The 26,447-nt window shown below is 67.3% G+C and carries 24 protein-coding genes and 1 pseudogene; 16 read left to right on the top strand and 9 right to left on the bottom strand.

Annotation, left to right across the window (positions count from 1 at the left end; genetic code table 11):
• Positions 1-22 precede the first annotated feature (22 nt).
• The 4 genes and pseudogenes from BM115_RS21155 to mpl all read right to left on the bottom strand — a co-directional run bounded on the left by BM115_RS21155 (position 23) and on the right by mpl (position 4,914).
• On the bottom strand, positions 23-2,161 hold the full coding sequence (locus BM115_RS21155; RefSeq protein WP_092298711.1) for a ribonuclease catalytic domain-containing protein: 2,139 nt from the start codon (positions 2,159-2,161) through the stop codon (positions 23-25).
• Between the two features lie 168 nt (positions 2,162-2,329).
• A pseudogene (locus BM115_RS21150) lies at positions 2,330-2,902 on the bottom strand (chorismate lyase); the annotation flags it as partial.
• Complete coding sequence (locus tag BM115_RS21145; RefSeq protein WP_092298705.1) at positions 2,899-3,516, bottom strand: YqiA/YcfP family alpha/beta fold hydrolase; 618 nt, start codon at positions 3,514-3,516, stop codon at positions 2,899-2,901. The gene BM115_RS21145 and the pseudogene BM115_RS21150, both read right to left, overlap by 4 nt.
• Before the next feature lie 24 nt (positions 3,517-3,540).
• Positions 3,541-4,914, bottom strand: a complete 1,374-nt coding sequence (gene mpl / locus BM115_RS21140) for a UDP-N-acetylmuramate:L-alanyl-gamma-D-glutamyl-meso-diaminopimelate ligase (protein ID WP_092298702.1) — start codon at positions 4,912-4,914, stop codon at positions 3,541-3,543.
• Positions 4,915-5,059: 145 nt separating this feature from the next.
• On the opposite strand from mpl, the gene BM115_RS21135 reads away from it, so the two are divergent.
• The 10 genes from BM115_RS21135 (at position 5,060) to BM115_RS21090 (ending at position 14,003) form a co-directional block, all read left to right on the top strand.
• Complete coding sequence (locus BM115_RS21135; RefSeq protein WP_092298699.1) at positions 5,060-5,752, top strand: UDP-N-acetylmuramate--alanine ligase; 693 nt, start codon at positions 5,060-5,062, stop codon at positions 5,750-5,752.
• Positions 5,753-5,788: 36 nt separating this feature from the next.
• On the top strand, positions 5,789-6,343 hold the full coding sequence (locus BM115_RS21130) for a TlpA family protein disulfide reductase (RefSeq protein ID WP_092298696.1): 555 nt from the start codon (positions 5,789-5,791) through the stop codon (positions 6,341-6,343).
• Positions 6,344-6,555: 212 nt separating this feature from the next.
• Complete coding sequence (gene aroQ, locus BM115_RS21125; RefSeq protein ID WP_177219981.1) at positions 6,556-7,044, top strand: type II 3-dehydroquinate dehydratase; 489 nt, start codon at positions 6,556-6,558, stop codon at positions 7,042-7,044.
• A 141-nt stretch (positions 7,045-7,185) separates the two neighbouring features.
• Positions 7,186-7,641, top strand: a complete 456-nt coding sequence (gene accB / locus BM115_RS21120; RefSeq protein ID WP_092298693.1) for an acetyl-CoA carboxylase biotin carboxyl carrier protein — start codon at positions 7,186-7,188, stop codon at positions 7,639-7,641.
• 195 nt (positions 7,642-7,836) lie between these two features.
• Positions 7,837-9,204 carry an acetyl-CoA carboxylase biotin carboxylase subunit gene (accC, locus tag BM115_RS21115; RefSeq protein ID WP_092298690.1) on the top strand — a complete coding sequence of 456 codons (1,368 nt, stop codon included), beginning with the start codon at positions 7,837-7,839 and terminating at the stop codon, positions 9,202-9,204.
• 39 nt (positions 9,205-9,243) lie between these two features.
• Positions 9,244-10,167: a 50S ribosomal protein L11 methyltransferase gene (prmA, locus tag BM115_RS21110; protein WP_092298687.1), complete on the top strand. Its 924-nt coding sequence runs from the start codon at positions 9,244-9,246 to the stop codon at positions 10,165-10,167.
• Between the two features lie 9 nt (positions 10,168-10,176).
• Positions 10,177-11,790, top strand: coding sequence for a DUF3426 domain-containing protein (locus tag BM115_RS21105; RefSeq protein ID WP_092298684.1), 1,614 nt, complete (start codon positions 10,177-10,179; stop codon positions 11,788-11,790).
• Positions 11,791-11,866: 76 nt separating this feature from the next.
• Positions 11,867-12,367 carry a thiol peroxidase gene (gene tpx, locus BM115_RS21100; RefSeq protein ID WP_092298681.1) on the top strand — a complete coding sequence of 167 codons (501 nt, stop codon included), beginning with the start codon at positions 11,867-11,869 and terminating at the stop codon, positions 12,365-12,367.
• Positions 12,368-12,478: 111 nt separating this feature from the next.
• A complete protein-coding gene (locus BM115_RS21095; RefSeq protein ID WP_092298678.1) occupies positions 12,479-13,426 on the top strand; it encodes a carbohydrate kinase family protein in 948 nt (315 codons plus the stop codon).
• A gap of 97 nt (positions 13,427-13,523) precedes the next feature.
• Positions 13,524-14,003: an outer membrane lipoprotein gene (locus tag BM115_RS21090; protein WP_369823518.1), complete on the top strand. Its 480-nt coding sequence runs from the start codon at positions 13,524-13,526 to the stop codon at positions 14,001-14,003.
• Between the two features lie 225 nt (positions 14,004-14,228).
• Here BM115_RS21090 and BM115_RS21085 read toward each other — a convergent pair whose 3' ends face one another.
• Complete coding sequence (locus tag BM115_RS21085) at positions 14,229-14,867, bottom strand: histone H1-like DNA-binding protein (RefSeq protein WP_092298675.1); 639 nt, start codon at positions 14,865-14,867, stop codon at positions 14,229-14,231.
• A 1,562-nt stretch (positions 14,868-16,429) separates the two neighbouring features.
• Between BM115_RS21085 and BM115_RS21075 the strand changes: the two genes are divergently transcribed.
• Together BM115_RS21075 and BM115_RS21070 are read left to right on the top strand one after the other, a co-directional pair.
• Positions 16,430-16,894, top strand: a complete 465-nt coding sequence (locus BM115_RS21075) for a DUF2147 domain-containing protein (RefSeq protein ID WP_092298671.1) — start codon at positions 16,430-16,432, stop codon at positions 16,892-16,894.
• Between the two features lie 207 nt (positions 16,895-17,101).
• Positions 17,102-18,076 (top strand): Bug family tripartite tricarboxylate transporter substrate binding protein, encoded by a 975-nt coding sequence (locus tag BM115_RS21070; RefSeq protein ID WP_092298669.1) that lies wholly within the window; start codon positions 17,102-17,104, stop codon positions 18,074-18,076.
• A gap of 94 nt (positions 18,077-18,170) precedes the next feature.
• Here the strand turns inward: BM115_RS21070 and BM115_RS21065 are convergent, their stop codons facing one another.
• Both BM115_RS21065 and BM115_RS21060 read right to left on the bottom strand, forming a co-directional pair.
• Positions 18,171-20,291 carry a TonB-dependent receptor gene (locus BM115_RS21065; protein WP_092298667.1) on the bottom strand — a complete coding sequence of 707 codons (2,121 nt, stop codon included), beginning with the start codon at positions 20,289-20,291 and terminating at the stop codon, positions 18,171-18,173.
• Between the two features lie 151 nt (positions 20,292-20,442).
• Positions 20,443-21,333, bottom strand: a complete 891-nt coding sequence (locus tag BM115_RS21060; RefSeq protein WP_092298665.1) for a LysR family transcriptional regulator — start codon at positions 21,331-21,333, stop codon at positions 20,443-20,445.
• A 169-nt stretch (positions 21,334-21,502) separates the two neighbouring features.
• Between BM115_RS21060 and BM115_RS21055 the strand changes: the two genes are divergently transcribed.
• Positions 21,503-21,901, top strand: coding sequence for a tautomerase family protein (locus BM115_RS21055; protein WP_092298663.1), 399 nt, complete (start codon positions 21,503-21,505; stop codon positions 21,899-21,901).
• Positions 21,902-22,004: 103 nt separating this feature from the next.
• Positions 22,005-22,838 (top strand): aldo/keto reductase, encoded by an 834-nt coding sequence (locus tag BM115_RS21050; RefSeq protein ID WP_092298661.1) that lies wholly within the window; start codon positions 22,005-22,007, stop codon positions 22,836-22,838.
• Between the two features lie 39 nt (positions 22,839-22,877).
• Here the strand turns inward: BM115_RS21050 and BM115_RS27520 are convergent, their stop codons facing one another.
• Positions 22,878-23,315 (bottom strand): hypothetical protein, encoded by a 438-nt coding sequence (locus BM115_RS27520; RefSeq protein WP_255370931.1) that lies wholly within the window; start codon positions 23,313-23,315, stop codon positions 22,878-22,880.
• A gap of 185 nt (positions 23,316-23,500) precedes the next feature.
• Between BM115_RS27520 and BM115_RS21040 the strand changes: the two genes are divergently transcribed.
• Together BM115_RS21040 and BM115_RS21035 are read left to right on the top strand one after the other, a co-directional pair.
• Complete coding sequence (locus BM115_RS21040; protein WP_092298659.1) at positions 23,501-24,100, top strand: BPSL1445 family SYLF domain-containing lipoprotein; 600 nt, start codon at positions 23,501-23,503, stop codon at positions 24,098-24,100.
• A gap of 208 nt (positions 24,101-24,308) precedes the next feature.
• Entirely contained in the window at positions 24,309-25,250 is a 942-nt protein-coding gene (locus BM115_RS21035; protein ID WP_092298657.1) for a recombination-associated protein RdgC, read from the top strand.
• A gap of 53 nt (positions 25,251-25,303) precedes the next feature.
• On the opposite strand, the gene BM115_RS21030 is transcribed toward BM115_RS21035, so the two are convergent.
• A complete protein-coding gene (locus BM115_RS21030) occupies positions 25,304-26,278 on the bottom strand; it encodes an MDR/zinc-dependent alcohol dehydrogenase-like family protein (RefSeq protein WP_092298656.1) in 975 nt (324 codons plus the stop codon).
• Positions 26,279-26,447: the final 169 nt, after the last annotated feature.

Genomic DNA, 26,447 nt, shown 5'->3' with positions numbered 1-26,447 from the left:
GCGGATTGCTTTTCCGAAGGGGTCAGGCCGTCGGGCTGGCCCCGGTGTCGCGTGGCGCCGACGCCTCGTCGTCCGAGGCGGGCTCGGCGCCCTCCCCGGCCGGGGTTTCCTGGCCTTCCGGCGCCCCTTCCGAGCCACCCTCGGCAGCCGCTTCCGCCGCATCTTCGGCCGCCGCCTCGGCAGCGGCCTCGGCCGACACTTCCGCCGCCTCCTCGTCGCTCTCCAGCTCTTCCTCGGGGACTTCGCCTTCCCCGGCGAAGACCTCAAGCACGCGGCACGACACTTCCAGCGAAATCTCGTCCGTCGAGGCAATCTCGAGCAGCACCTGGGTGCCCCGGGCCGCCTGCGCCAGTTCCGCCACGCGCGTGACCAGCGGAATCTCGGTAAAGCGCACCGCGCCTTCCTTGAGCACGGTCGCCATCAGCTTCTCGCGGCCTTCCTGGGCCAGCCAGCGCAGGCACCAGTAGCGTTCCATCGTCGACTGGTGCTCGGCATAGGCCGCATAGGTGCCTTCGAAGTCCGCCACAGCGGCCAGCAGGTCGGCATCCTTGGGCTTGAACGGCGCCACCAGCTTGGCCGTGACGCCATGCTGCGCCACCGCCAGGATCTGCCACTGGTTCACCAGATCGACGTAACGGCGCAGCGGCGAGGTGCTCCACGCGTACTGCGCCACGCCCAACCCCTCATGCGGCGCCGGGTAGGTCTGCATCCGCGTACGGTGCATGCCCCACGCCTTCTGGGTGCGATAGATGCCCGGCACGCCGTGGTCGGCCAGGAGCTTGCCCCACGTGCTGTTGGCCAGGATCATCAGCTCGGCCACGATCTTGTCCAGCGGGGAGCCCCGGCGGCGCTGCTCGATGCGCACGCGCTCGGCGCCGCCTTCGAGTTGATCGATATAGAAGTTGTAGTCAGCCCGGTTGTGCGACTCCGGCCGCAGCCCGCTGGCGAGGCGCGCGCGCTGGCGCTCGTCATGCAGGTGGTTGGCCAGGTGGAACAGGTGCGTCAGCGCGGAGCGGAACGGGTAGTCGCCGGTGCCGTTGGCCAGCGCGGCCTCGGTCACCACGTCCTCGAGCAGGTTGTGGCGCAGGTTGGCGGCAATCGGCACCCGCTCGGCGCGGGTTTCGCTGGCGGTGATGGCGATGCCGTCCGGTGTGTTCGGGTCCACCGTCACATAGAGCGACAGCGCCGGGCAGGTGCGCCCTTCCTGGAGCGTGTAGCGCTCCACGATGGGGTCCGGCAGCATGGTGATCTTGTCGCCCGGGAAGTACACCGTGGACAGACGATGCCGCGCGATGGCGTCGAGCGCATCGCCACGCTTGATGCCCAGCGCCGGCGCAGCAATGTGGATACCCACGCGCAGCTTGCCGCCGTCGAGTTCGGTGACGGACAGCGCGTCGTCGATCTCGGTCGTCGTCACATCGTCGATCGAGAACGCCTGCACGTCGGCCAGCGGCAGGTCGCCGCCCGGCTCCGGCACGTCCACGTCCGGGAAGCCGGTGCCCTTCGGGAAGCATTCGGAGAGGAACTTGGCCTCGTGCAGCGCGCGCGGGCTGGACACGCCGCCCACGGCCACCATCAGCCGCATCGGCGTCATGCCGAGCGCCGTGCAGGCGGCGTCCATCGCCTTGAATTCGAGGCTGTTCTTGTCCGGCTTGAACAGCAGTTGCAGCACCTTGCCCCGGAACGCGTCCGGCAGCGTCCGCGCCTTGAGCTGGTCTTCATAGCCGGCCTGCACCAGCGCCTGCTGCTTCTTGCGTTCGACGGCGGCCAGCGCGGCCTGCAGCTGGTCTTCCGGGGCGCGCAGGTAGCGGCCACGGCCCTTGCGGCGGAAATAGACCGGGTTGCCATGCAGCGCCATGGCCAGCGCGGCCTGCTGCACCGGGCCGGCATCGGCGCCGTAGTATTCGGCGGCCAGCTCGGCAAAGCCGAATTCCTCGGCCGGCGCGCATTCCCAGAGGAAGTCGAGGTCGATGTCGGCGGTCAGGTCGCCGGTCTGCCGCACCATTTCGATTGCCGACGGCTGGGCAAACTGCAGCAGCACGTCGCGCGCCTTCACCTTGGTGCGTTTGCCTGCTGGCAATTCCACCTGGTAGGCCTCGCCCTGCTGGGCGAGCACGGTGCCGGCGCGAATTTCGCCGCCTTCTTCAAACAGCAACTGCATGGATCGGTACTTTCAGAAATGCCGGGCGCCGTCACCGCGTGAGCGTGGGAGCGGGTTCCCGGGCAGAGTCGACGGACCGCCCGTGATGGATGGGCGCCGTGGGCCGCCATATGGCAATGGGTCCGGCAGATGTGGCCGGTCGGACTCCGGATGATACCGCACCGCCGCCGGCGCAGGCCGGCGCAGCAGGTCTGGCAGGAAGACCTCGGTCACCAGCATGGTGCCGCCGCCGCGCCGGAACACCGAGCGCCGCGCGGGCAGCATCGGCACATCCTGCATGGCCGGCACCACGCGGGCCAGGGCCTGCCGCAGCGGATGCTCCGGACGCAGCCGCGCAAACTGGAACGGCTCGCGCCGCACGCGCGGATCGATAAACAGCGCCCCACCGAGCGGGCGCTCACCTAAGCCGCGCAGGAACGGCCAGTCGCGCGGCGCGTGGTGCGGATCGACGATGGTATGGGCGAAGATGGCCGGCACATCGTCGCAGATAAGCAGCACTTCGCGCGTGATGGCCGGCACGGGCCGGATCAGGCCGATGGTCCGCCATTCATCGGCAAACGGCCGTTGGAGCGACTGGGCGAGCCGCTTGACGCGGAACTGCGCGGAGGCGGCCATCAGCCGGGCGGTCAGCGAGCCCTCGCCAATCACCCAGCGGCGCAGGTTGAAGGGGATGTCGGCATCGAACGGCAAATGCGCCCGCCACGCGCCGGTGCGCGGCGTCCGGTACAGCGAATCGCTCATGCCGGGTCCGGGCGGGAGGCGGGCAGCTTGCCGCCGGGGCCGTAGCCGCAGAAAGCGAGCACGTCGTCCACGTAGTCTTCGAACTCGCTGATGCCGTGGTCGCTGCCTTCGATGATGCGGATGTGGGCACCCGGGCAGGCTTCGACCATCTCGCGGTAGTCGAGCACCTCGTCGCCAGTCGCCGCCAGCAGGTAATAGCGCGCTGGTTTTGTGATCTTTTCGACACGCAGATCGAGCAATTCCTGAAGGTGGCTACGCTCCACCACGACCGATCCGCCGCCGTGATACAGCGGCTGCTCGCCCAGGTACTTCTCCAGGTCGGTCCACGGATGGATCGCCGGATTGAGCAGCACCGCACGGCAGCCATGGCGCTCGGCCAGCCAGCGCGCATAGAAGCCGCCCAGCGACGAACCGATGATGGCGATGTCCGTCTCGCCCCCGGCGCGGGCGCCCCGGATGGCGGCCTCGGCCTGGGCGATGGCCTGGGCCGGCGAGACATTGAGCGTGGGGCAGGCGAAATATTTCTCCACGCCCCAGGCGCGCATCCGCTCTTGCACAAGCCGCGACTTGAACGATTGCGGCGAGGAGCGGAAGCCGTGCAGATACAGCAGCATCGTCGGACCCTTGTCGATTCTTGATCAGGCGGCGAGCGCGTCGAGCAGCTTCTGATGCACGCCGCCGAAGCCGCCATTGCTCATCACGAGCACATGGTCGCCGGGGCGGGCGGCTGCCGTGACGGCCGCGACCAGCTCGCCGAGGTCCTGATAGGCGGCGGCCTTGTCGCCAAGTGGTGCCAGCGCCTCACCGAGGTTCCAGCCCAGCGCGTCCTTGCCCGCCGGCGCACCGTAGCCGAACACCCGATCGGCGCCTTCCAGGCTGGCCGGCAGTTGCGCGGCCATGACGCCGAGCTTCATCGTATTGGAGCGCGGCTCCAGCACAGCCAGGATGCGGGCGTTGCCCACCCGGCGGCGCAGGCCGTCGAGCGTGGTCTGGATGGCCGTGGGATGGTGCGCGAAGTCGTCATAGACCGTGATGCCGTTGGCCACGCCGCGCACTTCCATGCGGCGCTTGACGTTGGCGAAGCGACCCAGCGACTCGATGGCCTGCGCCGGCGTCACGCCCACATGGCGGGCGGCGGCGATGGCAGCAATCGCGTTCATGCGGTTGTGGGTGCCTTGCAGGTCCCAGACGACCGTGCCCTGCACCGCATCGCCGAACCAGACATCGAAGGCATCCTTGCCCGCCGGAGCCGGCGCCGGCGCATCGCTCTCTTTCCAGTCGCCCACGCCGAACTGCTCGACCTCGCTCCAGCAGCCGCGCTCCAGCACGCGCGCCAGCGCCGGCTCCACGCCGTTCACGAGGATGCGGCCCTGCCCCGGCACGGTGCGCACCAAGTGATGGAATTGCGTCTCGATGGCGGCAAGATCCGGGAAGATGTCGGCGTGATCGAACTCGAGGTTGTTCAGGATGGCCGTGCGCGGGCGATAGTGGACGAACTTGCTGCGCTTGTCGAAGAAGGCTGTGTCGTATTCGTCGGCTTCGATGACGAAGAAGTCCGATGGTGTCAGTCGCGCGGAGATACCGAAGTTTTGTGGCACGCCGCCGACCAGGAAGCCCGGGTTGTAGCCAGCGTCCTCAAGGATCCAGGACAGCATCGACGTGGTGGTCGTCTTGCCATGCGTACCGGCCACCGCCAGCACCCATTTGCCGTTGAGCACGTGCTCGCCCAGCCATTGCGGGCCGGAGACGTACGGCAGATTGCGATCGAGGATGGCTTCCATCAGCGGATTGCCGCGCGACACCACGTTGCCGATCACGAACAGGTCCGGCTCCAGCGAGAGCTGGAACGGGTCGAAGCCTTCGATCAGGTCGATGCCCTGGGCTTCCAGCTGGGTGCTCATGGGCGGGTAGACGTTGGCGTCGCAGCCGGTCACGCGGTGACCCGCCTGCCGGGCGAGGACCGCAAGGCCGCCCATGAAAGTACCGCAGATGCCGAGGATGTGAATATGCATGGGATGCGTCGGGGGAAATGGCGTGCGCCCGGGGCGCCGGGCGGGATAGCGGTCGATTGTACCCGAGCCCTCCGCCCGGACTGCGACACCCGGCCGCGGCACCAAGCCCGGCACCACGACCAGGCAAGCGGCGTATCATCGCGGCATGTCCAGACGCAACATCCCCGACCCGACCCGCGTACGCGAGGAAATCGCCCAGGCCGCGGCCCGCATGATCGCCGAGGACGGCGCCGACTACGCCACCGCCAAGCGCAAGGCCGCCAAGCAGCTGCTCGGCGACATGCGCGTTGCCGGCGAATGGCTGCCTGATAACGACATGATCGAGGAAGAAGTCCGCGCGTACCAGGCACTGTTCCATCCCGAGAGCCAGCCGCGCATCCTTGCGCTGCTGCGCCGGCTGGCCGTGCTGGCGATGGAAGACCTGGCCAGTTTCCGGCCTTATCTGGTCGGCGCGGTGCTCAACGGCACGGCCACCGAGCATTCCGATGTCTATCTGCAATGCTTCTGCGACAGTCCCAAGGACGTCGCGCTGCACCTGCTCAACGCCGGCGTGGACTTCGACACCAGCGAAAGCCGGCACTTCGCCGGCCGGGGCGACGTGGAGACGCTGAGCTTCCTGTGGCGCGGCCAATGGCCGGCGGCGCGCGAATGCCGCGCGCTGGCCGGCGAGGTCCGCGCGGAACTTGGCGCGCCGGTCGGCATTCATATTGCGCTGTACGATGCCATCGACGAACGCGGCGCCGTGCGGGCGGATGCCAGCGGGCGCGTCGCGCGTGCCGACCTGGCCGCCGTGCGCGCCCTGAGCACCCCCGAGCCGGCCGAACCGCCCGCGCCCTGATCCTCCGAACCCTCTCTATATAGATAGCGCCCCCAGATGACCGCCTCCGCACCCGGCTCCACCCCCATCCGCCGCTCCCGCCTGGGCCTGTGGCTCGTCGTTGCCATCGTGGCCGCCGCTGGCGGCGCCATCGTCGGTCATTTCGTGTTATCTCCCAAGCCGGTGGCCGACCAGGCCGTCGAGACCTTCTTCCAGACCAAGATGCCGGACCCCGCCGGGGTGGAACTGGATCTGACCAAGCTGCGCGGCAAGACCCTGGTGGTGAACTTCTGGGCGCCCTGGTGCGGCCCGTGCGTGGAAGAAATGCCCGAGTTGACGGCCTTGCATGGCGAATATGCCCAGCGCAACGTCGAATTCGTCGGCATCGGCATCGATTCGGCCAGCAATATCCAGCAGTTCCTCAAGAAGGTGCCGGTGGCCTATCCACTGGCCGTGGCCGGGTTCGCAGGCACCGAGCTGTCGCGCAGTTTCGGCAACGCGCAGGGGGGCCTGCCCTATACCGTGGTCATCAACCCCGACGGCTCGGTGAAATACCGCAAGATGGGCCGCGTGCACGCCGAGGAATTGCGCAAGGTGCTGCCCGGCGCGTGAAATCGGGCTTCTGGGCCGAAACACGGCCCAACTGCCCGGGATCTCCGCTCAATGGGGTGACTACCACCCCAGTCTGAGCGCGCGGACACCAAATTCCGTGAGAAGACTCTGAAATGCGCCGGCCACGCCACGTGGCCTTGTATCGCGTGCTAGACAAATCCCTCTAAGCTACGGTAATCTCCGCGCAATTTCGTTGATCTGGTCGAGCTACCGTGTCTTCAACTTCCGCCGAAAACGGCGCCGCGCGCTACCGGAAGGTGCTGGTCCTGCATGGACCGAACCTCAATATGCTGGGCACGCGCGAACCGCAGACGTACGGGCACACGACGCTCGCCGACATCAACGATGCGCTGGCAAAACGCGCCGCCACGGCTGGCCTGGATCTTGATACGTTCCAGTCCAACCATGAAGGGGCGCTGGTGGATCGTATCCAGGCAGCACGCGGCGAGGGGGTGGACTTCATCCTCATCAACCCGGCAGCCTATACGCACACCAGCGTGGCGCTGCGCGATGCCCTGGCCGCCGTGGCGATCCCGTTCGTGGAGATACATCTGTCGAACGTGCATCGCCGCGAACCGTTCCGTCATCACTCGTATTTCTCGGATCAGGCCGTGGGCGTGATCTGCGGCCTGGGCTGGCAGGGTTACCTGCTGGCGCTGGAATACGTGCTGGGGCAGACGGCCGCGGCCCCGGGCGATTGAAGGCTGCCCGCGCGTCGGCACAGCATCAGGAATGCCCGGACCCTGCCTCGCGGCCAGCGCGGCAGACCAATCAATGACTCACCGCCGCCGTTTCCTTCCCTCGGGAGGAGACCGGACAACCCGATTCTGGAGGATAAGAAGATGGACCTGCGCAAGCTGAAGACGCTGATCGACCTGGTGGCCGAATCCGGCATCTCGGAACTGGAAGTCACCGAAGGTGACGGCAAGGTACGCATCGTCAAGGCGCCGCCCCAGGTGATCGCCGCCCCGATGGCCATGCCCCAGATGCAGGCCCTGCCGGGCGCTGCCCCCGTCGCCCCGATGGCGCCGGCCGCCGCACCGGAAGCCGCCCAGGTTCCGTCGGGCCACGTCGTCACCTCGCCGATGGTCGGCACGTTCTACCGCGCACCGTCGCCGGGCGCCGCCCCGTTCGTGAACGTGGGCGACACCGTCAAGGAAGGCCAGACCGTCTGCATCATCGAGGCCATGAAGCTGCTCAACGAAATCGAGTGCGACAAGGCCGGCGTGATCAAGGAAATCCTGGTCGAGAACGGCCAGGCCGTCGAATACGGCCAACCGCTGTTCGTGATCGGCTGATGCGAGCCTGCCCGCCGCGCCCCCGTCGCCCGCGCCCAATCGGCCCCGGCACGGGGATCGGGGCGGGCCTGCATCGCCCCTGCTCCCCCATGCTTGGCACGCTTCAGGCCGCCGCGTGGCGCCCTGCTTTGCAACACCGGCCCCGCGCCGGGGCCCGACTTGCCGGGCCGGCACCCGTTCTCGCAGAGAGAGACCATGTTTGAAAAAATTCTGATCGCGAACCGGGGCGAAATCGCCCTTCGCATCCAGCGCGCCTGCCGCGAGCTGGGTATCAAGACCGTGGTGGTGTACTCGGAAGCCGACAAGGAAGCCAAGTACGTCAAGCTGGCCGACGAGGCCGTCTGTATCGGCCCGGCGCCGTCCCCGCTGTCGTACCTGAACATGCCGGCCATCATCTCGGCCGCCGAGGTCACCGACGCCCAGGCCATCCACCCGGGCTACGGCTTCCTGTCGGAGAACGCCGACTTCGCCGAGCGCGTGGAGAAGTCCGGCTTCGTCTTCATCGGCCCGACCTCGGACAGCATTCGCCTGATGGGCGACAAGGTGTCCGCCAAGCAGTCCATGATCAAGTCCGGCGTGCCGTGCGTGCCGGGCTCCGAAGGCGCCCTGCCCGACGACCCCAAGGAAATCCTGGCCACCGCGCGCCGCGTGGGCTATCCGGTCATCATCAAGGCCGCTGGCGGCGGTGGTGGCCGTGGCATGCGCGTGGTGCACACCGAGGCCGCGCTGATCAACGCCGTCAACATGACGCGCGAGGAAGCCGGCCGCGCCTTCGGCAACCCCGAGGTCTACATGGAGAAGTTCCTGGAGAATCCGCGCCACGTGGAAATCCAGATCCTGGCAGACCAGCACCGGCAAGCCATCTGGCTGGGCGAGCGTGACTGCTCGATGCAGCGCCGCCACCAGAAGGTGATCGAGGAAGCACCGGCCCCGCACATCCCGCGCCGCCTGATCGAGCGCATCGGCGACCGCTGCGCCGAGGCCTGCAAGAAGATCGGCTACCGGGGCGCCGGCACGTTCGAGTTCCTGTACGAGAACAACGAGTTCTACTTCATCGAGATGAACACGCGCGTGCAGGTGGAGCACCCGGTCACCGAGATGATCACGGGCATCGACATCGTGCAGGAACAGATCCGCATCGCCTACGGCGAGAAGCTGCGCTTCCGCCAGAAGGACGTGCAGATCCAGGGCCACGCCCTCGAGTGCCGGATCAACGCCGAGGACCCGTTCAAGTTCACGCCGTCGCCGGGCCGCATCACCGCCTGGCACATGCCGGGCGGCCCCGGCGTGCGGGTGGACTCGCACGCGTATGATGGCTACTTCGTGCCGCCTAACTACGATTCGATGATCGGCAAGATCATCACGTACGGCGCCACGCGTGACCAGGCCATCGCCCGCATGCGCATCGCGCTGTCGGAGATGGTGGTGGACGGCATCCTGACCAATGTGCCGCTGCACCGCGAACTGATGCTCGATGCCAACTTCGTCGAAGGCGGCACCAGCATCCATTATCTTGAACACCGCCTGGCCCAGAAGGCCGTGGCCAAGGGCGAGAAGGCCTGAGGCCCCGCCTCGGCCGGCATCGTCGCAGCAAGGAATCACGTGGCTTTCCAGGAATGTGTGATCGAAATTGCGCAGGAGCAGGCCGAGGCCTGGTCCGACGCATTGTTCGACCTCGGCGCGCTGTCGGTCTCGGTGGAAGACGCCGATGCCGACACGCCCGATGAGCAGCCGCTGTTCGGCGAGCCCGGGCTCGAGCCGACGCGGCTGGCCTGGAACCGCTCGCGCGTGGTGGCCCTGTTCGACGACGAGACCGACCCGGCGCTCGTGGTGGCTGCGGCCGCCAACGCGCTGAATGTCGATCCGGTGCCGGACTTCGCGTTGCGCGCGGTGGAAGACCAGGACTGGGTGCGCCTGACCCAGTCGCAGTTCGCGCCGATCCGCATCGGCGAACGGCTCTGGGTGGTGCCGTCGTGGCACGACGCCCCGGAGCCGGACGCCGTGGTGCTGGAGCTGGACCCCGGCCTGGCCTTCGGCACGGGCAGCCATCCGACCACGCGGCTGTGCATGCAGTGGCTCGAGCAGAACGTGCGGGCCGGCGAGACCGTGCTCGATTACGGCTGCGGCTCGGGCATCCTGGCCATCGTCGCCAAGAAACTCGGTGCGGGCGATACGCTCGGCATCGACATCGATCCGAATGCCGTGGAGGCGTCGCGCTACAACGCGGAACGCAACCAGGTGGCGGCCACTTTCGCGCTGCCGGATTCCGTATCAGACGCCACCTACGACCTCGTGGTGGCCAATATCCTCTCCAATCCGCTCAAGCTGATGGCGGCCATGCTCAGTGCGCGCGTGCGCCCGGGCGGCCGGCTGATCCTCTCGGGCGTGCTGGAACGGCAGGCGGACGAAGTGGCCGCCGCCTATGCGCCCTGGCTGGCCATGTCGGTCTGGCGCAGCGAGGAAGGCTGGGTCTGCCTGCACGGCACCCGCGCCGACGCCGCCAGCTCCTCCGCCAACCCTTCCTGATTCGACACCATGGCTGCCGCCAAGCTTGTCACGCGTTGTCCGGCCTGCCGCACCGCGTTCCGGCTTGTGGCGGACCAGTTGCGCCTGCGCCAGGGCCTGGTCCGTTGCGGACAGTGCGATACCGTCTTCGACGCGCGCGAACACCTGATTGAAGTGCCGGTACCGGCCGCCTCGGCTGCCGCGCCGACGCCTGCGCCGGTGCCGACGACGGTGTCAACGACTGCCGGCCCGAGCGTGGCCGCTGCGCTGGCCCATGCCGAGCAGGCCCAGGCCAACGCGCGTGCCCATGCGCAGGAAACGCCGTTCGATCCGGGCTTCGATCCCGGCTATGACGTGCCGGCGCTCGATTCGCCGACCATGATGATGCCGGAGGCCGAGCAGCCGCCGGTACGGCAAGAGCCAGCACCCGAGGCGCCACCGGCGCCGCAGCCGGAAGTGGAACTGGGTCTGGCGCCGGAACATGAGAACGAAGTCGAGCCGGAACCGGTGGTTGTGCCAGAACCGGAACCGGCGCCCGTGGCGGAAGTTGCGCCCGAGCCGGAACCCGAACCCGAGCCCGAGCCCATAGAGGAAGCCGCAGCGCCCGCGCCTGTCGCGCCGTCGGCACCCTGGCCGACCCTCGATCATTCGGCCTTTGGCGAACCTCCCCCTGCCCCGGCGGCACCCGCCCCGGCCGTGCCGGCGCACTCGTCACTCGACCCCGCTGCGGCATTCGCCCCGGCGTCGGCCAGCCCGCCGCCGTCCGGCGCGTACAGCGCCAGGGCCGCGTGGCCGCCGGTGCCGTCCTCGAGTCCATCCCCCAGCCCCACGCCGGAGGCGGCCGAGTCGCTGCCGCCGACCAACCCCTTCCCGCATACCGAGCCGGTACGCAGCGCGAGCGAATACCTGCGTGCCGCCGATCCCACCGTGGCGCCGGCCGAGGAATTCGCGCGTGAAGGGGAGGACGATGTCGCGTCGGCCAGCGCCAATGCGCTCGATACGTCGCGCGAGGGCACGCCCGATGCCATCGCACGCGAATCCACCACGCGCCACTGGATCCGCCGCGAGGTATCGCCGGGCCCGGTCTTCGCCCCCGATTTCCTGCGCCACGCGCGTGACCGCGAACGCGCGCGCCCGGCACGCGCCAAGGTGGTCGTGCCTGTCAGCAAGCGCGTCTGGGTGCGCATCGCCGTGGTGCTGCTGGCCATCGGCGCGCTGCTGCAGGGCGCCTACCTCGGCCGCAGCCAGCTGGCCGGCCGCGTGCCGGTGCTGCGTCCGCTGCTCGAGGCCGCCTGTGCGCCACTTGGCTGCGAGGTGCCGCCCTGGCGCGACCTCGAAGCGCTGCGCATCGACAGCTCCCAGCTTCAGAAACAGGACGAGGCGACCGATGTTTACCAGCTCGCCGTCACCATGCGTAACCAGGGCCGCGCCACTACCGCGCTGCCCGCGATCGAACTGGTGATGACCGACCTGCAAGACCAGTTGCTGCTGCGCCGCGTGCTGCAACCGACCGAATACCTCGAGCCCGCGCAGCGTGCCTTCGCAACGCTGGGCCTGCGCGCGGGCAGCGAGCTGCCGGTTCGGGTACGATTCCGGACAGACCAGACGGCGGCCAACTACCGCGTGCTGATCTTCTACCCCTGATATCCAGCGCCCCGCCGCGCCGCCGGTTCGCACCGGGCAGCGCGGACGAACATCCCATCCCAGTACAGGAGTGACCATGAGCAATGTGACCCTCGGCGGCAACGCCATCGAAGTTGGCGGCAAGTTTCCCCAGGCAGGCGACAAGGCCCCCGACTTTTCCCTCGTGGGCAAGGACCTGAAGGATGTGAAGCTGGCCGACTTCGCCGGCAAGCGCAAGGTGCTGAACATCGTGCCGAGCCTGGATACGCCGGTGTGCCAGGCATCCGCCCGCAAGTTCAATGAAGCTGCCAGCACGCTGGACAACACCGTGGTGCTGACCATCTCGGCCGACCTGCCGTTCGCCATGGGCCGCTTCTGCACGGCCGAAGGCCTGGCCAACGTGGTGCCGCTCTCGACCATGCGTGGCGCCGAGTTCAAGAACGCCTATGGCGTGGACATCAAGACCGGCCCGCTGGCCGGCGTGGCCGCACGCGCCGTGGTCGTGCTCGACGAAAACAACGCTGTGAAGTACAGCGAACTCGTGCCCGAGATCAAGCAAGAACCGAACTACGACGCCGCCCTGGCCGCGTTGAAGTAAGCTGCCGGAGGCCTTCGGCATCACCGGTATCTGACAAGTACGAACGCCGCCCGTCTCCGCACGGGCGGCGTCTTTTTCAACCGTATCATCCGTATTCGATTGCGAGGAAGAATGGCCAGCTTGATCTGTGGCTCCGTTGCCTACGACACCATCATGACGTTCGACGGGCGCTTCCGCGAACACATCCTGCCCGACCAGATCCACATGCTGAACGTGTCGTTCCTGGTGCCGGGCATGCGGCGAGAGTTTGGCGGCTGCGCCGGCAACATCGCCTACACGCTCAAGATGCTCGGCGGCGAGCCAGTGGTGATGGGCACCGTGGGCGAGGACGCCGGCCCGTACCTGGACTACCTGCGCAAACTCGACATCGTCACGGATCACATCCGCACGCTGCCGGGCACCTTCACCGCGCAGGCGATGATCACGACCGATCTCGACAACAACCAGATCACCGCCTTCCACCCGGGCGCGATGAGCCAGTCGCAGCTGAACAGCGTGCAGGATGCGCTGACGGCCGGCCGCCAGCCCGCCCTTGGCATCGTGGCGCCGGACAGCCGCGAGGGCATGCTGCACCACGCGCAGCAGTTCGCCGAAGCCGGCATTCCGTTCATCTTTGATCTGGGTCAGGCCATGCCCCTGTTCAACGGCGAAGACCTGCGCCAGTTCATTGAACTCGCCAGCTACGTGACGGTCAATGACTACGAAGCGCAGGTCCTGCTGTCCCGCACGGCCTGGACCAGCGCCGAGGTTGCCGCCAAGGTTCGCGCGTTCATCGTGACGCACGGCGAGCGCGGCGCCAGCATCTTTGCCGATGGCCAGCAGTACGCCATTCCGGCCGTGCCCGCCGAACAGGTCGTCGACCCCACCGGTTGCGGCGACGCCTTCCGCGGCGGCCTGCTCTACGGCATCGAAAACGGGTTGGACTGGGAAACCACCGGCCGCCTCGCCTCGCTCATGGGCGCGCTCAAGATCGCCCGCCAGGGGCCGCAGAACCACTGGCTCTCGCGCGAGGACATCGGCAACCGGTTCCAGTCCGCATTCGGTTACCGCTACGCGTAAGCCGGACGCTGCCGGCGCCGTGCCCACAAGGCGGCGGCGCCCGGCCGGCATCCGCCGACATCGCGGAGCGCGGGTCTTTACGGGAAGGAAGTCAATCATGAGAAACATCGTGCCGAACATCGTCCGCACCGGCGGCGTGGCCGTCCTGGTGGCGGCAAGCCTGGTCTCGGGCTGCGCCAGCTGGTCGAACTCCAACAGCGTCTACACCTCGGGCCAGGCCCAGCGTGAGCAGACCGTGCGCTACGGCGTGGTGGAGGGCGTACGCGAGGTGCTGATCCAGGGCGGGCAGACCGGCGCGGGCACGCTGGCCGGTGGCGCCATCGGCGGCATCGCGGCGGGCAGCACCATCGGCGGCGGCAACGGCGCGATTGCGGCGGGCCTGCTGGGCGCAGTGATCGGCGGCCTGGCCGGCAGCGCGGCGGAGAACAAGATCCAGCAGCGTCGCGGCCTGGAGATCACGGTGAAGCTCGACAACGGCGAGATGCGCGCCATCACCCAGGAAGCCGACGAGGCGTTCCGACCCGGCGAGCGCGTGCGCCTGCTGTCCTCGGGCGGCGTGACGCGCGTGACCCACTGATCGCACCACGCACCCGGACCGGGCACACCGTGCCCGACCCCAACGCCGCGCGCCTCCGGGCCGCGGCGTTTTTCTTTGGGCGATAAAAAACCCGCCGGGCGAATGCCATCGGCGGGTCGGCAAGACAGCTGTCTTGCGGACCGGATACGAGGTATCCGGTCAGTGCGGCACGCGATGCGTGCCCTGGCGCTTCCCAGTTGTGATCGTTCGCACGAGGCGAAGCGATTACGGACGGGTACCCGTCGGGAACGGCCAGGCCGCAGCCGGGTTCAGCGCGGTCTTTGCAGCAGCAGCGGGTGCAACGGCAGGAGCCGCGGCAGGCTTGGCAGCAGGCGCCTTCTTGGCAGCCGGCTTCTTCGCAGCAGCCTTCTTGGCAGCCGGCTTCTTCGCAGCAGCAGGCTTCTTGGCAGCAGCAGGCTTCTTCGCAGCAGCCGGCTTCTTCGCAGCAGCAGCCTTCTTGGCCGGTGCAGCCTTCTTGGCCGGAGCGGCCTTCTTGGCTACAGCCTTCTTGGCGGCCGGCTTCTTGGCGGCAACGGCCTTCTTGGCCGGGGCCTTCTTGGCGGCTACCTTCTTGACCGCGGCCTTCTTGGCCGGGGCTGCCTTCTTGGCGACTACCTTCTTGGCTGCAACCTTCTTCGTTGCAACCTTCTTGGCGGCTACCTTCTTCACAGCGGCCTTCTTTGCCGGTGCCTTCTTGGCGGCTACCTTCTTGGCAGCAACCTTCTTCGTTGCAACCTTCTTGGCAGCAGCCTTCTTGGCGGCCGGAGCAGCCTTCTTGGCGGCGACCTTCTTCACGACGGCCTTCTTGGCGGCCGGCTTGGCGGCTTTCTTAGCCGCCGGCTTTTTCTTTGCAGCAGTTGCCATGGATAACTCCTTCACTAGCGTGAAATATCGAATGACCTAGGATGGCGACCCGACCGACCCGAAGCGCGATACCGCGTGACTCCAGTCGAGCGAGCGATTCATCGGCGCACGGCACAGCTTCGGTCGCACGCTAATGAATTCGGTGACAGGGATGCCGCGACACGCGGCGTTCAAGCGGCAGCGCAACGGACCCCCGCGGGCGGCAAAGCCAGCCTGCAGGCGGGTGTCCGGGGCATGCCGCGCCCTGGAATATTCGATTGGCCCGCGCCGCCCGTTACGTCGGCGCACGACCAGGAAAGAGGAGATATCGGTCAGCAGGCCTGCGGTGCGGGCATGGCCTCGCGCACGGCAGACGGCAATCATTCGGGGGTAGCTCGCCCATCCCGTCACTGGGCTACAGGAGACTGCACGCGTTTTGAGAAGCCGGTTCGGCTTGGTCTGCGTCAAAGTTCTGGTGCTCCTCGGCTACCCGCATTCACTGCATCGAGTCATCGCCATCATCGTTGCTTCTGCTTGTTGCTTGTCGCTGCGATACGTCGATGCAATGAACTGAGACTCTTGTCAAGGCGAATCATAATTCGTTTGTTCGATGATGTTAAGAAAAAAGTGCAAAAAAACTTGCGTGCGCGAGCGAGTCGATCTACTTCGCTCACGCATCGCGATGACAGCATCATCGACACGCTTGTTCATCTCGACTTCCACACGCCTTCCGAAGTTCCTCCGCGAGGTCGATGCGCGTCGATTCGATGGCGTCGCGCACTGCGTCGCACAGCCTCGCGTGACACCTCGCCGCCCTCGATCGCACACTGTCGAAGGCTGCCGAACGCGCCGTCATCACGCACGGCGGCGCGCCGCGTGATCCACCGGAAAGCCGCATGGATGTTGGCTTTCACGGCGATGGCATGTAATGCGCACGGTGCCTCGCCACGGCATGCTGGCCACGCACGCGCACGCCGCGATGGCCTCGCACGGCGACGCTCCGGCACTCGCTCGGCACGCTTCACGCGCATCGATGCGCGAGGGTTCGATGTCATCGCGTCGGACATGCGCCGACACCGCCGTGCGTCGATCCGACAGTTGCGCGAGTACGACGAAAGAGTGATGCGTCAACGCAACGGTTTGTCACCGTGCGCGATGCGATGACGATGTTTGGACACGCTTCGACACGTCATCGACACGCGCCGGCATCGCTTCGACAGCGCGCGACACCACCCGCGACACACCCGATGCAGCGTCGCACCGCGTGCGTGCGACACAGCGCTGCGTGGTCAGAGAACACAGCGTGCCGATGGGGTGTCGATGAGGTACCGGCCGAGCGTCCGCAGGCGCCCGGACGACCCCGGAGTTCCCCTTAGAGGAATGCTTCGGCCCCGCCGCGCGGCGTCGCATGCTGCACGGCATAATCCCGCAAACCCCCGTACGGCGGTCGATTGCGGGGGACGGCGGCGCACCGCTGGTGCGTACGCAAACGCGCAGTGGTGATTGCGGTGCGGCGCGCGCGCCAGTAGATTGGCGTCGCGACACCTTCGCACCATCCCGACACACTGAACCAGGAGACCCTCATGCGCATTTCCCTCCCACGCACGCTGCTGCGCGCCACCGTGTTCGCGGCCGCCTTCGCCGCCAGCGCCGTGGCGCTCGCGCAGGCCACGCCGGCCGGCACGTGGAAGACCATCGACGACGCCACCGGCAAGCCGCGCGGCGTGATCGAGATCACCGAGAAGGACGGCGTCTACAGCGGGCGCCTCGTGAAGAGCCTGGTGGAGACCGCCGAGAGCAAACCCAAGGTCTGCGACAAGTGCACCGACGCCCGCAAGGACCAGCCGGTCATCGGCATGACGCTGCTGACGGGCCTGCGCAAGACGGGCGACAACGAGTACACCGGCGGCGAGATCCTCGACCCCGAGACCGGCAAGCTTTACAAGTGCAAGATGGCGCTGGCGGACGACGGCAAGAAGCTCAACGTGCGCGGCTTCATCGGCATCAGCCTGATCGGCCGCACCCAGACCTGGGAACGCGATCATTGACCGGTCATCGGTTCCCGCACGCCGTCCTCGCCCTCCTCGCCCTCCTCTCCCTCCTTGCCGTCACACTGTGCACAGCATGAATAGCGCCGCCGCCCGCCCCGGGCGCCGGCCGCCCTCCCCGCTGCGCTGATCCGCCGTCAGGCAATTGACAGCCGCATTCGGTACCATCGACGTTGGTACACACCACAACAGATACCGGAGACAAGCATGCGTATCCCCATCCATGGCGGGGCGATGGCCCTCGCCCTCGCCACCGCCGCGCTGTGCGGCACCGCCCCGGCCCATGCCGCCGACGCCTGGCCCAACCACGTGATCAAGTTCGTCGTGCCGTTCACGGCAGGCGGCGCCAACGACCTCGTCGCTCGCGCGGGGGCCGAAGCGGTGAGCAAGCGGATCGGCCAGCCCGTGGTGATCGAGAACCGGCCGGGCGCCGGCGGCGTGGTCGGCGCGGACTACGTCGCCAAGAGCAAGCCGGACGGCTACACCTTCCTGGTGGGCGCCGTGGGCACGGTCACCAACAGCCTGATTCGCACGAAGATGCCGTATGCGCCCGATGACCTCGTGCCGGTTGGGCTGATCGCGGTCAGCCCGTCGGTCATCGTCGCGTCGCCGTCGCTGCCGGTGAACAACCTCAAGGATCTGATCGAGTACTCGAAGAAGCAGGGTGGCGCGCCGTTCGCCACCGCCGGCAGCGGCAGCACGCCCCACTTCGTCGAGGAGATGCTCAAGGAGAAGGGCGCGCAGCTGACCGTGGTGCCGTACAAGAGCGGCTCGGAGAGCATCACGGCGGTGATCGGCGGCCAGGTGGCGGCGACTTCGGAGGCCAGCGTGGTGGTATTGCCACAGATCAAGGCCGGCAAGCTCAAGGCGCTGGGCGCAACCTGGGACAGGCGCATGGCTGCCGCGCCCAACATCCCCACCACGGCCGAGCAGGGCCTGCCCGAGGTGCGGATCGGCCATTGGGCCGGCATCTTCGCGCCGAAGGGCACGGATCCGGCGATCATCAAGCGGCTGAATGCGGAGCTGACCGCCGGCATGCAGACGCCGGAGATCCGCGAGCGGCTGCTGCCAAACGGCATCGAGCCGGCGGGCGGCTCGGTGGAGAGCTTCGTCGCGTTCATCCATGCCGAGCGCGAGCGGCTCGGTCGCCTGGCGAAGAACGCGCACATGACCGCCGAGTAACGATTACAACGCTGTGACGACGCTGTGACGAGATAACGGCCCGCATCGACGGGCCGTTTTCGTTTTTCTGCTATGCCAGCGAGGCCGGCACCGCTTACATCCGGTACCGCAGCGTGGCCACCACGCTACGCGGCGCGCCGGGCATGTTCAGGTTCGGACTCGAACCGTGCGCGGAGACGATGTAGCCCTGGTTGAAGAGGTTGTAGACATTGAGCTGGGCCTCGAACGGGCCCCGGCGGTACCAGGCCATCATGTCGGCCGTGACATAGCCGGGCAGCGTGACCGTGTTGGCCGGATCGGCCATGCGCGCGCCGACGAGGTTCAGGCCGCCACCCACGCCAAAGCCATGTCCGAGCGACTTGGTCAGCCATAGGTTGCCCGAGTGGCGCGGCGTCAGCGTGGCGCGCTTGCCTTCCAGCGCGGCGGTCGACTTCGTCACCGTGGCATCCAGGTAGGCATAGCCGGCCAGCACCTTCCAGCCCTGCCCCAGCTCGGCGGCGCCGCTCAGCTCCACGCCGTCGGTGCGCTGCTCGCCAATCGGCATCAGGGCCGTGCCGGTGGCATTCGCCACCTTGATATTGCTGCGCTCGAGCCGGAACACCGACACCGTGGTGCTGGCCTTGCCGTCCAGGAAGTCGTACTTGGCGCCCAACTCGGTATTGTTGGTGGTCTCCGGTGCCAGTTCGGCGTTGTTGGCGGCCAACGAGAAGTTCTCGCCCGACGGCTGGAACGACTTGCTCCACGACAGGTAGTAGGACTGCACCTTCGACGGCTGCCACACCAGCCCCGCGCGCGGGCTCCAGTTGTTGTCGGTGCGCGCCAGGTTGGGCTGGCCCGGCCGGCGCTCGATGGTCTCCTGCTCGAAGCGGTCGTAGCGCACGCCCACCAGCGCCTTCCAGTGCTCGGTCAGCGTCATCATGTCCTGCGTGTACAGGCCGAGCGTCTTGAAGATGCCGAGGTTGTTGGCCGATGGCGTGCCGCCCACCAGCAGCGGCAGCACGGGCAGCACCGGGTTGAACAGGTTCACCGTGGCCACGTTGTTGCGCGAGTAGTTGACCAGGTCCTTGTTCTGCTGGCCGACTTCCACCCCGTAGAGCAGTTCGTGCTGCATCCCGAAGAGCGTGGCCTTCTGCGTCAGGTCGGTCTGGTTGAACCAGCCGTGTTCTTCGCGATACACATTGGAACGATTGAACGACACGGTCTGGGCCACCTCGTTGACCGTGCCGGACAGCGTGTTGTTACGGTCGAGCGAGTAATGGTAGTAGCGCGTGGCGTTGCGGATCGACCAGTTCTCATTGAAGCGATGGTTGATCGTGGCCGTGCCCGAGTACACGCGCGACTCCGAGGTATCCACATCGCGCGCGTTGGCCGCGCCGTAGTAGGTGGAGGGCCGCACGTTCACCGGACGGCCCCGGTACGCCGGGATGCCGAAGTCGGTAACGCGCTTGTCCTCGAGGTAATCGGCCTGCAGCAACACCGTGGTCTGGGGCGCGAGGCGCAATTCCAGCGACGGCGCGATCGCCGAGCGGCGCAGGAATTGCTGCGAGCGGTAGCTGTCGGCATCCTCCAGCGCGCCGGTCAGGCGGAACGCCGCGGCGCCGTTGCCGAACACCTTGCCGACGTCGACTTCGGCCCGCTTGTCGGCCCACGAGCCGTAGCTGAAGCTGAAGTCGGCCACGTCGATGCCCGGCTTCTTGGTCACGCGGTTGATCAGGCCGCCGGACGAGCCCCGGCCATACAGCACGGCGGCCGGGCCCTTGATGACTTCCACGCGGTCGACGTTGGAGAGGTCGCGGAAGTACAGCGCGTCGTCACGGATGCCGTCCACGAACTGGTCGGCGATGGCCGAGAAGCCACGGATCGACACTTGGTCACGCTGGCCGTCGCCGGTGGAAAAGCTCACACCCGGCACGTTCTTGAGAACGTCCTGCATCGAGTTGGCATGCTGGTCCTGCATGACCTCGCTGGTGACCACGTTGACGGTCTGCGGAATGTCGCGCAGCGGCGCCTCGGTACGCGTGGCGCTGACCGCGTTGGGCGGGTTGTAGCCGGCGCCAAGCTCCCGGCTGACGTCCGCCTTGACGGTGACCGCAGGCAGCTCCTGCGGCGCGGGCGCGGGGGTTTCCGACTGTGCGTGGGCGATGCCGGCAGGCAAGGCGTGGGCAGCGAACAGTGCGAGGACGGCAGTCCGCACCGCATGTGGCTTTTGACTCATATTTCCCTGTAATGCGTTGTAATATTTTTACGAAAATGCGACGCATTATCATTTACTGGGGGACGCGAGGTCAACGCATCACGCGAAGAATATGCAAAGTCAGACATATTTGCGCCGCTTGCGGCGCATTTACGTCGAACGATAACAGCCGTCAGCCGAACTGCTCGCTCAGCGCGAGGCGCGCTTCGCCGATGAATTCGCTCTCGCCGCGCCGGGCGGGCAGCAGGTAGAACTCGGCATCGGGCAGTGCCGGCAGGCGCCAGCGCGAGACGGCGGCGGTATCGAGCGGCGTCACGCCCGGCCCGATGGCCGACGCATTGAGGCAGGACACGCCAAGCCCCGCCGCCAGCGCCAGGTGCAGCCCTGCCACGCCGGACGCCGAGTGGGCGATGTCGAACGCGCGCTTGCGGCGCATGAGCAGTTGCACCACGAACTGGTGCATCGAGCAGGTGTCGGGCAGTAGCACCAGTGGCAGCGTGGGCTGCGGCGATTCGGCGATCTCCGGCGCGGCCACCCAGGCCAGCCCTTCGCGCCGCAACAGCGTGCCGGCACGATCGCCGCGCTCTGACCGTTCGGCGCGAGTTGCGCGGATCAGCCGCATGCTGAGGCCGATGTCGAAGGTGTCCAAGTCAGCGGCGGCCTCGATCGCGGCGCTCTTCATCACCGTGACGTGCAGTTTCAGATACGGATAGCGGTCTCGCAGACGGCGCAGCATGCCGGCAATCTCGCCCGGCCGGAAGTAATCGGTCACGGCAAGCCGCAGTTCGCCGTCGAGCGTGCGGCCGCGCAGTTCCTGCATCGCCATGTCGTTCAGCGAGAGGATGCGGCGCGCGTATTCCAGCAGCCGCGCACCGGCCGGCGTGACCGCCGCGCCCTTCTTGCCGCGCGTGAGCAGCGGCACGCCCGCGCGCTCCTCCAGCTTGCGCAACTGCTCGCTGACCGACGACTGCGACAGGAACAGGCGCGGCGCCGCCGCAGACAGGCTGCCGCTGTCGGCCACCGTCACGAAAGTCTTCAACTGATCGGTCTCGAATCCCCGCATGGCGCCTGCTCCCGTCCCTGGTCACACCCCACTATCTCGCATTTTTACGATTCGGTGTTACCGATGGATGGTATCGCATATTCCTGCTTTTCCGATGTAACGGCGACCACTACGATAGTTTCCACGACACCGATTTCCGGTTCGCACCATCCAGAACAAGGAGCCAGCCATGCCCCACATCAACCTCCAGATCTCCGGCCAGCCCGACGCCGAACTGACCCGCCGCGCCGCAGCCACCGTGGCCGAGCTGACCCAGCGCATCCTGCGCAAGGAAGAGAACGTCATCGCCGTCACGGTGGGCTACCTGCCGCGCGAGCAATGGATCATCGGCGGCAAGGCGCTGTCCGACCGCAGCGACGGCCGCAACGCCTTCCAGCTCGACATCAGCGTGACCGACGAAACCAACACCAAGGCCGAGAAGGCGCTGTACCTGAAGGAGACGTTCGCCGCGCTCTCCGAGGTGATTGGCGATGTGAACAAGGTGTCGTATATCCACGTCATCGACGCCCGCGCGGCCGCCTACGGCTATGGCGGACTGAGCCAGGAATACCGGCACCAGCACGGTTGAGTGGCTCCGCCGCGCCGGCCACCTTGTGCCGGCCGGCATTGTTAACTAGTGTGATGGAGCGCGGCGTGGCCGGCACGCCGCCTCATGACACCGGAGCCAATCGATGAAGACCGTCACGCTGCCCGGCGGCGAGCGCGTGCCCGCGCTGGGCATGGGTACCTGGAATATCGGCGATCACCGCAACACGCGGGCCGAGGAAATCGCCACGCTGCGGCTCGGGCTGGACCTCGGGCTGCGGCTGATCGACACCGCTGAAATGTATGGCGAGGGGTTGTCCGAATCGCTGATCGGCGAGGCCATCGCGGGCCGGCGCGACGAGGTGTTCCTCGTCAGCAAGGTCTACCCGCACAACGCCAGCCACGAGGGCGTGGTGGCCGCGTGCGAGCGCAGCCTGCGCCGGCTGGGTACCGACCGGCTCGACCTCTACCTGCTGCACTGGCGCGGCGGCGTGCCGCTCGAGGAGACCATGGCGGCGTTCCTGGCGCTGCGCGAGGCCGGCAAGATCCGACATTTCGGCGTCAGCAACCTGGACCTGTCCGATATGGAAGAGCTGTGGGAGGTGCCGGGCGGCGACGAAGTGGCGGCGAACCAGCTGCTCTACAACCTGAGCCGGCGCGGCATCGAATTCGATTTGTTGCCATGGCAGCGTGCACGCGGCGTGCCGGTCATGGCCTATTCCCCGATCGAGCAGGCCCGGCTGCTGCGCCATGCAGGGCTCCAGCGCTTTGCCAAGGCGCACGGCATGACGCCGGCCCAGGCGGCGCTGGCCTGGCTGCTGGCCTCGGACGACATCATCGCCATTCCCAAGACCGGCAGCCGCGACCGCCTGCGCGAGAACCTCGGCGCGCTGGAGCACCCCCTGACATCAGAACAGCTTGCCGAACTCGACAAGCTGTTTCCGCCGCCACGCCGGGCCGAGCCGCTGGCGATGCTCTGACTATATATATATAGGGGATGGGAGCGTCCGACCCGGCGATCAGCGCTGGCCGGACTTGTAGCGCTCCACCTCCACGTAGCGCGTCAGGTAGGTGCGCGCCTTCTCGCGGGTGTCGGTGGTCACGCGGTCAGCCGCCTGCCGGGCGCTGGTCTGGCCGTGCGCCGAACTCATCTGGGCCGAGAGATAGGACTGGAAGGCGTCGTGCATCACGCCGAGCTGCGCCTTGCAGGCGTCGAGGGCGCCGGCGGCCACATCCTTCGAGGTGCCCTTGCCCTTCGCGCCGTCGTCGGCCTTGTCCTGCACGCATTCCATGTACTTGGCCCGTTCGGCCTGCCAGCCTGAGTTCAGCGTGGCGACTTCCTGCTTCTGGCTCGGGGTCTCCACGGAGGCCGGGGACGCGCACGCCGCCAGCAGCACCACGGGCACGATCGCGCCGAAGGAAATCAAGGGAGAGAGGGGGGCGAATGTCTTTTTCATGGTCGACAGACCGTCCGCACGGGCGGGCGGTTCCTAAAGTGCGCTGGCGCATTTGCAAGAAAGTATGTCAGCCCGCGTGTCAGAGTCTCTCCTGCCCAGTGTCAGACAAAATCGCATTTAACAATGTGCGCTTGACGCCTATGCTTTAGAGGCGGTTGCAACACACCACCCTCCTGGAGGAAATAATGAAACGTCGAACCTTCCTGTCCGCTGGCGGTGCCGGTCTTGTCACGGTTTCCGGTCTGTCCCTTGGCGCGCTTTCGCTCGCCGGCTGTACTACCACGGGCCCGGGCGATTCGGGCGACAAGACCGCCAAACGGCGCGAGATTGACGCCGGCGCCACGGACACGCTGAATCGGCTGTATTCCACGGTCAAGGGGTCGCAGGACCTTGGCAACAAGGCACGCGGCATCCTGGTTTTCCCGAAACTGCTGTCGGCAGGCTTCGTGGTGGGCGGCGAGTATGGCGATGGGGTGCTGCGCTCCGGCGGCGCCAATCGCGGCTACTACCGCGCCATCTCGGGGTCCATCGGCTGGCAGATCGGCGCGCAATCCAAGGCGTTCGTGCTGATGTTCCTGACGCAGGATTCGTACGACAAGTTCGTGCGCAGCAATGGATGGCAGGTCGGCGCCGACGCCACCGTGGCACTGGCCACCATCGGCGCCAACGGGCAGCTGGACACCAATACGGCCCAGCATCCGATTGTCGGCTTCGCCATGACCAACGCGGGTCTGATGGCCGGCCTGAGCCTCGAAGGCACCAAGATCTCGAAGCTCGATATTTGAGATCGCTTTGCATTCGCATTGCGATCCGCACCGACACCGCCGGCTTGGCCCGGCGGCATGGCGCGCACTGACGCGGAGAGCGTGACCTCCGCGCCGTGCGCGCCTTTTTCTTGCCGCCCCATTTCCCGCCCCATTTCCCGCCATTTCTCGGCACCGCCCGCTCAACCAGATAGAATTCGACCCTTTCCGTTCTCGTGGCCGAATACTCATGTGGTTTAAGAATCTCCAGATTCATCGCTTCACCGCCCCGTGGACCCTCAGCGCCGAAGACGTAGAGGCCAGCCTGGCGAAACACGCCTTCTTCCCCGGCACCAGCCTGGAACCGCAAACCCAGGGCTGGGCATCTCCGCGCGACAACGGCCAGCTTGTGCACTGCGTCAACAAGCAGATGCTGCTGGTGCTCCGTACCGAAAAGAAGCTGCTGCCGGCCACCGTGGTCAATCAGGTGACCAAGGCGCGCGCCACCGAGCTGGAAGAGCAGCAGGGCTTCAAGCCGGGCCGCAAGCAACTCAAGGAACTGAAGGAACAGATCACCGAGGAACTGCTGCCGCGCGCCTTCAGCATCCGCCGCGACACCCGCGTCTGGATCGATCCCGTGAACGGCTGGCTGGCCATCGACGCCGCCGCCACGGCCAAGGCCGATGAAGTGCGCGGCATGCTGTTCAAAGCCATCGATCCGCTGCCGGTGGCGGGCCTGCACGTGAACCAGTCGCCGGTGGCGGCCATGACCGAATGGCTGTCCACTGACACCGCGCCCGCCGGGTTCACCGTCGACCAGGAAATCGAGCTGCAATCGAGCGCCGAATCCAAGGCCACGGTGCGTTACGTGCGCCATCCGCTCGACCCCGAGGACCTGCGCCGCCATATCGCCGCTGGCAAGCGCTGCACGCGGCTGGCCATGACCTGGAACGACCGCGTGTCCTTCGTGCTGACCGAGAACCTGGCGGTCAAGCGCGTGGCGCCGCTGGACGTGATCAAGGAACAGGCCGACGGCACGCTGCATGACGAAGCCGAGCGCTTCGACGCCGATTTCGCGCTGATGGCGGGCGAACTGGCCGGCCTGCTGCGCGACCTGACCGACGCGCTCGGCGGCGAGCGCAAGGCCGACGGCAGCGCCGCCAGCCAGCCCGAGGTCCGCAAGGCCGCCTGACGGCCCGGAAGGACCGGAAGGCCCCCGCCCGCCCCGGGCGGCGGCGCTGGCCCTCATGCCTCGCGCTCGTCCAGCGTGAGCACGATGCGCCGGTCCTGCCGCCCCGCCCGCTCCCATGCCTCGGCCACCTCGGCCATCGGCAGGGTCTCCACGTCGAGGCGCAGGTCGCCATCCAGCGCGTACATGAGGATGTCCTCCACGTACGCCTGCACATAGTCCAGCGGCGGGTAGCTGGACGGCCCGTAGCCCATCAGCCGGAGCCGCGACTCGCGCAGCGACTGGGCGGGCAGCACGATGTCGCCCCCGGGCCGCTCGGCCACCGAGACCAGCCGCACGCCGCGGTCGTCGGGAGACGGCACGACGTGGTCCGAGCGGGCCAGCGCGGCCGCCAACAGCTCCACCGGCTCCCCCCAGATGTAGTCCAGGATCACGTCGATCCCCTCCTCCGCATAGGCCGAGAACGTGTGTTCGAGCGCGTTGCGTGACAGGCGCAGGTCGATCATCGCATCCACCTCCAGGGTGGCCAGCGCCTCCTGGCGGTGCCCGGCGGCGATGACCCGCCTGGCGCCGAGCAGCCGCGCCGCCTGAACCGCCATGCGCCCGGCCGCCGTGGTGGCGCCAAGCACCATCACCGTCTCGCCGGGCTCCAGTTCGGCGCGGTGCGCCAGCGGCAGCCACGCCATCAGCGCCGGCCGCACCAGCGCCGCCGCGAACTCGCCCGGCAAGCCGTCCGGCAGCGGCACGACCCAGTCCGCCGGCGCGAACTCGGCCATCGCGCCGAACGGCCGCCGCGTGGCGCTGAAATAGACGCGCTCGCCGCCGGCCGTATGACCGACGCCATCCACCCCGCACACCACCGGCAGCGTGAGCGGGCTGCTGGCGTGCATCCCGGCGGCGGCCTGCCGGTCGATCGCATGGATGGCGGCGGCGCTCACCCCCACCAGCCGCTCGCAGTGCGTGGTGTCGGGGTCGGGGAAGGACTCGAAGCGCGGAATATCGCCCAGGTGGTGCAGAACCACGGCTTGCATCGGAAAACTCCTAGTTGGAACGTCCATCGGACAGGGAAAGCGAACCTCTCTGTCGACGATGGTAGGGAGCATTCCGGCCCGGGTATGTGAGCCGTTTCTGAAAAATGCGGCGGGTGGCCACAAAACAAAACAGGCGACGCTCAATCGCGTCGCCTGCCTGTTTGTCTCG

Source organism: Cupriavidus sp. OV096, from assembly GCF_900115455.1.
In the GTDB taxonomy this organism is placed as follows: domain Bacteria; phylum Pseudomonadota; class Gammaproteobacteria; order Burkholderiales; family Burkholderiaceae; genus Cupriavidus.
This window is presented reverse-complemented; position numbering and strand designations above follow the sequence as displayed.

What these genes read in the sequence shown, in the direction of transcription:
- BM115_RS21145 (WP_092298705.1), bottom strand. Translation starts at nt 3,516, where the DNA reads ATGCTGCTGTATCTGCACGGCTTCCGCTCCTCGCCGCAATCGTTCAAG.
- mpl (WP_092298702.1), bottom strand. Translation starts at nt 4,914, where the DNA reads ATGCATATTCACATCCTCGGCATCTGCGGTACTTTCATGGGCGGCCTT.
- BM115_RS21095 (WP_092298678.1), top strand. Translation starts at nt 12,479, where the DNA reads ATGGCCAGCTTGATCTGTGGCTCCGTTGCCTACGACACCATCATGACG.
- BM115_RS21070 (WP_092298669.1), top strand. Translation starts at nt 17,102, where the DNA reads ATGCGTATCCCCATCCATGGCGGGGCGATGGCCCTCGCCCTCGCCACC.
- BM115_RS21050 (WP_092298661.1), top strand. Translation starts at nt 22,005, where the DNA reads ATGAAGACCGTCACGCTGCCCGGCGGCGAGCGCGTGCCCGCGCTGGGC.
- BM115_RS21130 (WP_092298696.1), top strand. Translation starts at nt 5,789, where the DNA reads ATGACCGCCTCCGCACCCGGCTCCACCCCCATCCGCCGCTCCCGCCTG.
- BM115_RS21055 (WP_092298663.1), top strand. Translation starts at nt 21,503, where the DNA reads ATGCCCCACATCAACCTCCAGATCTCCGGCCAGCCCGACGCCGAACTG.
- BM115_RS21030 (WP_092298656.1), bottom strand. Translation starts at nt 26,278, where the DNA reads ATGCAAGCCGTGGTTCTGCACCACCTGGGCGATATTCCGCGCTTCGAG.
- BM115_RS21090 (WP_369823518.1), top strand. Translation starts at nt 13,524, where the DNA reads ATGAGAAACATCGTGCCGAACATCGTCCGCACCGGCGGCGTGGCCGTC.
- BM115_RS21105 (WP_092298684.1), top strand. Translation starts at nt 10,177, where the DNA reads ATGGCTGCCGCCAAGCTTGTCACGCGTTGTCCGGCCTGCCGCACCGCG.
- BM115_RS27520 (WP_255370931.1), bottom strand. Translation starts at nt 23,315, where the DNA reads ATGAAAAAGACATTCGCCCCCCTCTCTCCCTTGATTTCCTTCGGCGCG.
- BM115_RS21085 (WP_092298675.1), bottom strand. Translation starts at nt 14,867, where the DNA reads ATGGCAACTGCTGCAAAGAAAAAGCCGGCGGCTAAGAAAGCCGCCAAG.
- BM115_RS21065 (WP_092298667.1), bottom strand. Translation starts at nt 20,291, where the DNA reads ATGAGTCAAAAGCCACATGCGGTGCGGACTGCCGTCCTCGCACTGTTC.
- BM115_RS21040 (WP_092298659.1), top strand. Translation starts at nt 23,501, where the DNA reads ATGAAACGTCGAACCTTCCTGTCCGCTGGCGGTGCCGGTCTTGTCACG.
- accB (WP_092298693.1), top strand. Translation starts at nt 7,186, where the DNA reads ATGGACCTGCGCAAGCTGAAGACGCTGATCGACCTGGTGGCCGAATCC.
- BM115_RS21060 (WP_092298665.1), bottom strand. Translation starts at nt 21,333, where the DNA reads ATGCGGGGATTCGAGACCGATCAGTTGAAGACTTTCGTGACGGTGGCC.
- tpx (WP_092298681.1), top strand. Translation starts at nt 11,867, where the DNA reads ATGAGCAATGTGACCCTCGGCGGCAACGCCATCGAAGTTGGCGGCAAG.
- accC (WP_092298690.1), top strand. Translation starts at nt 7,837, where the DNA reads ATGTTTGAAAAAATTCTGATCGCGAACCGGGGCGAAATCGCCCTTCGC.
- BM115_RS21035 (WP_092298657.1), top strand. Translation starts at nt 24,309, where the DNA reads ATGTGGTTTAAGAATCTCCAGATTCATCGCTTCACCGCCCCGTGGACC.
- BM115_RS21075 (WP_092298671.1), top strand. Translation starts at nt 16,430, where the DNA reads ATGCGCATTTCCCTCCCACGCACGCTGCTGCGCGCCACCGTGTTCGCG.
- BM115_RS21135 (WP_092298699.1), top strand. Translation starts at nt 5,060, where the DNA reads ATGTCCAGACGCAACATCCCCGACCCGACCCGCGTACGCGAGGAAATC.
- BM115_RS21155 (WP_092298711.1), bottom strand. Translation starts at nt 2,161, where the DNA reads ATGCAGTTGCTGTTTGAAGAAGGCGGCGAAATTCGCGCCGGCACCGTG.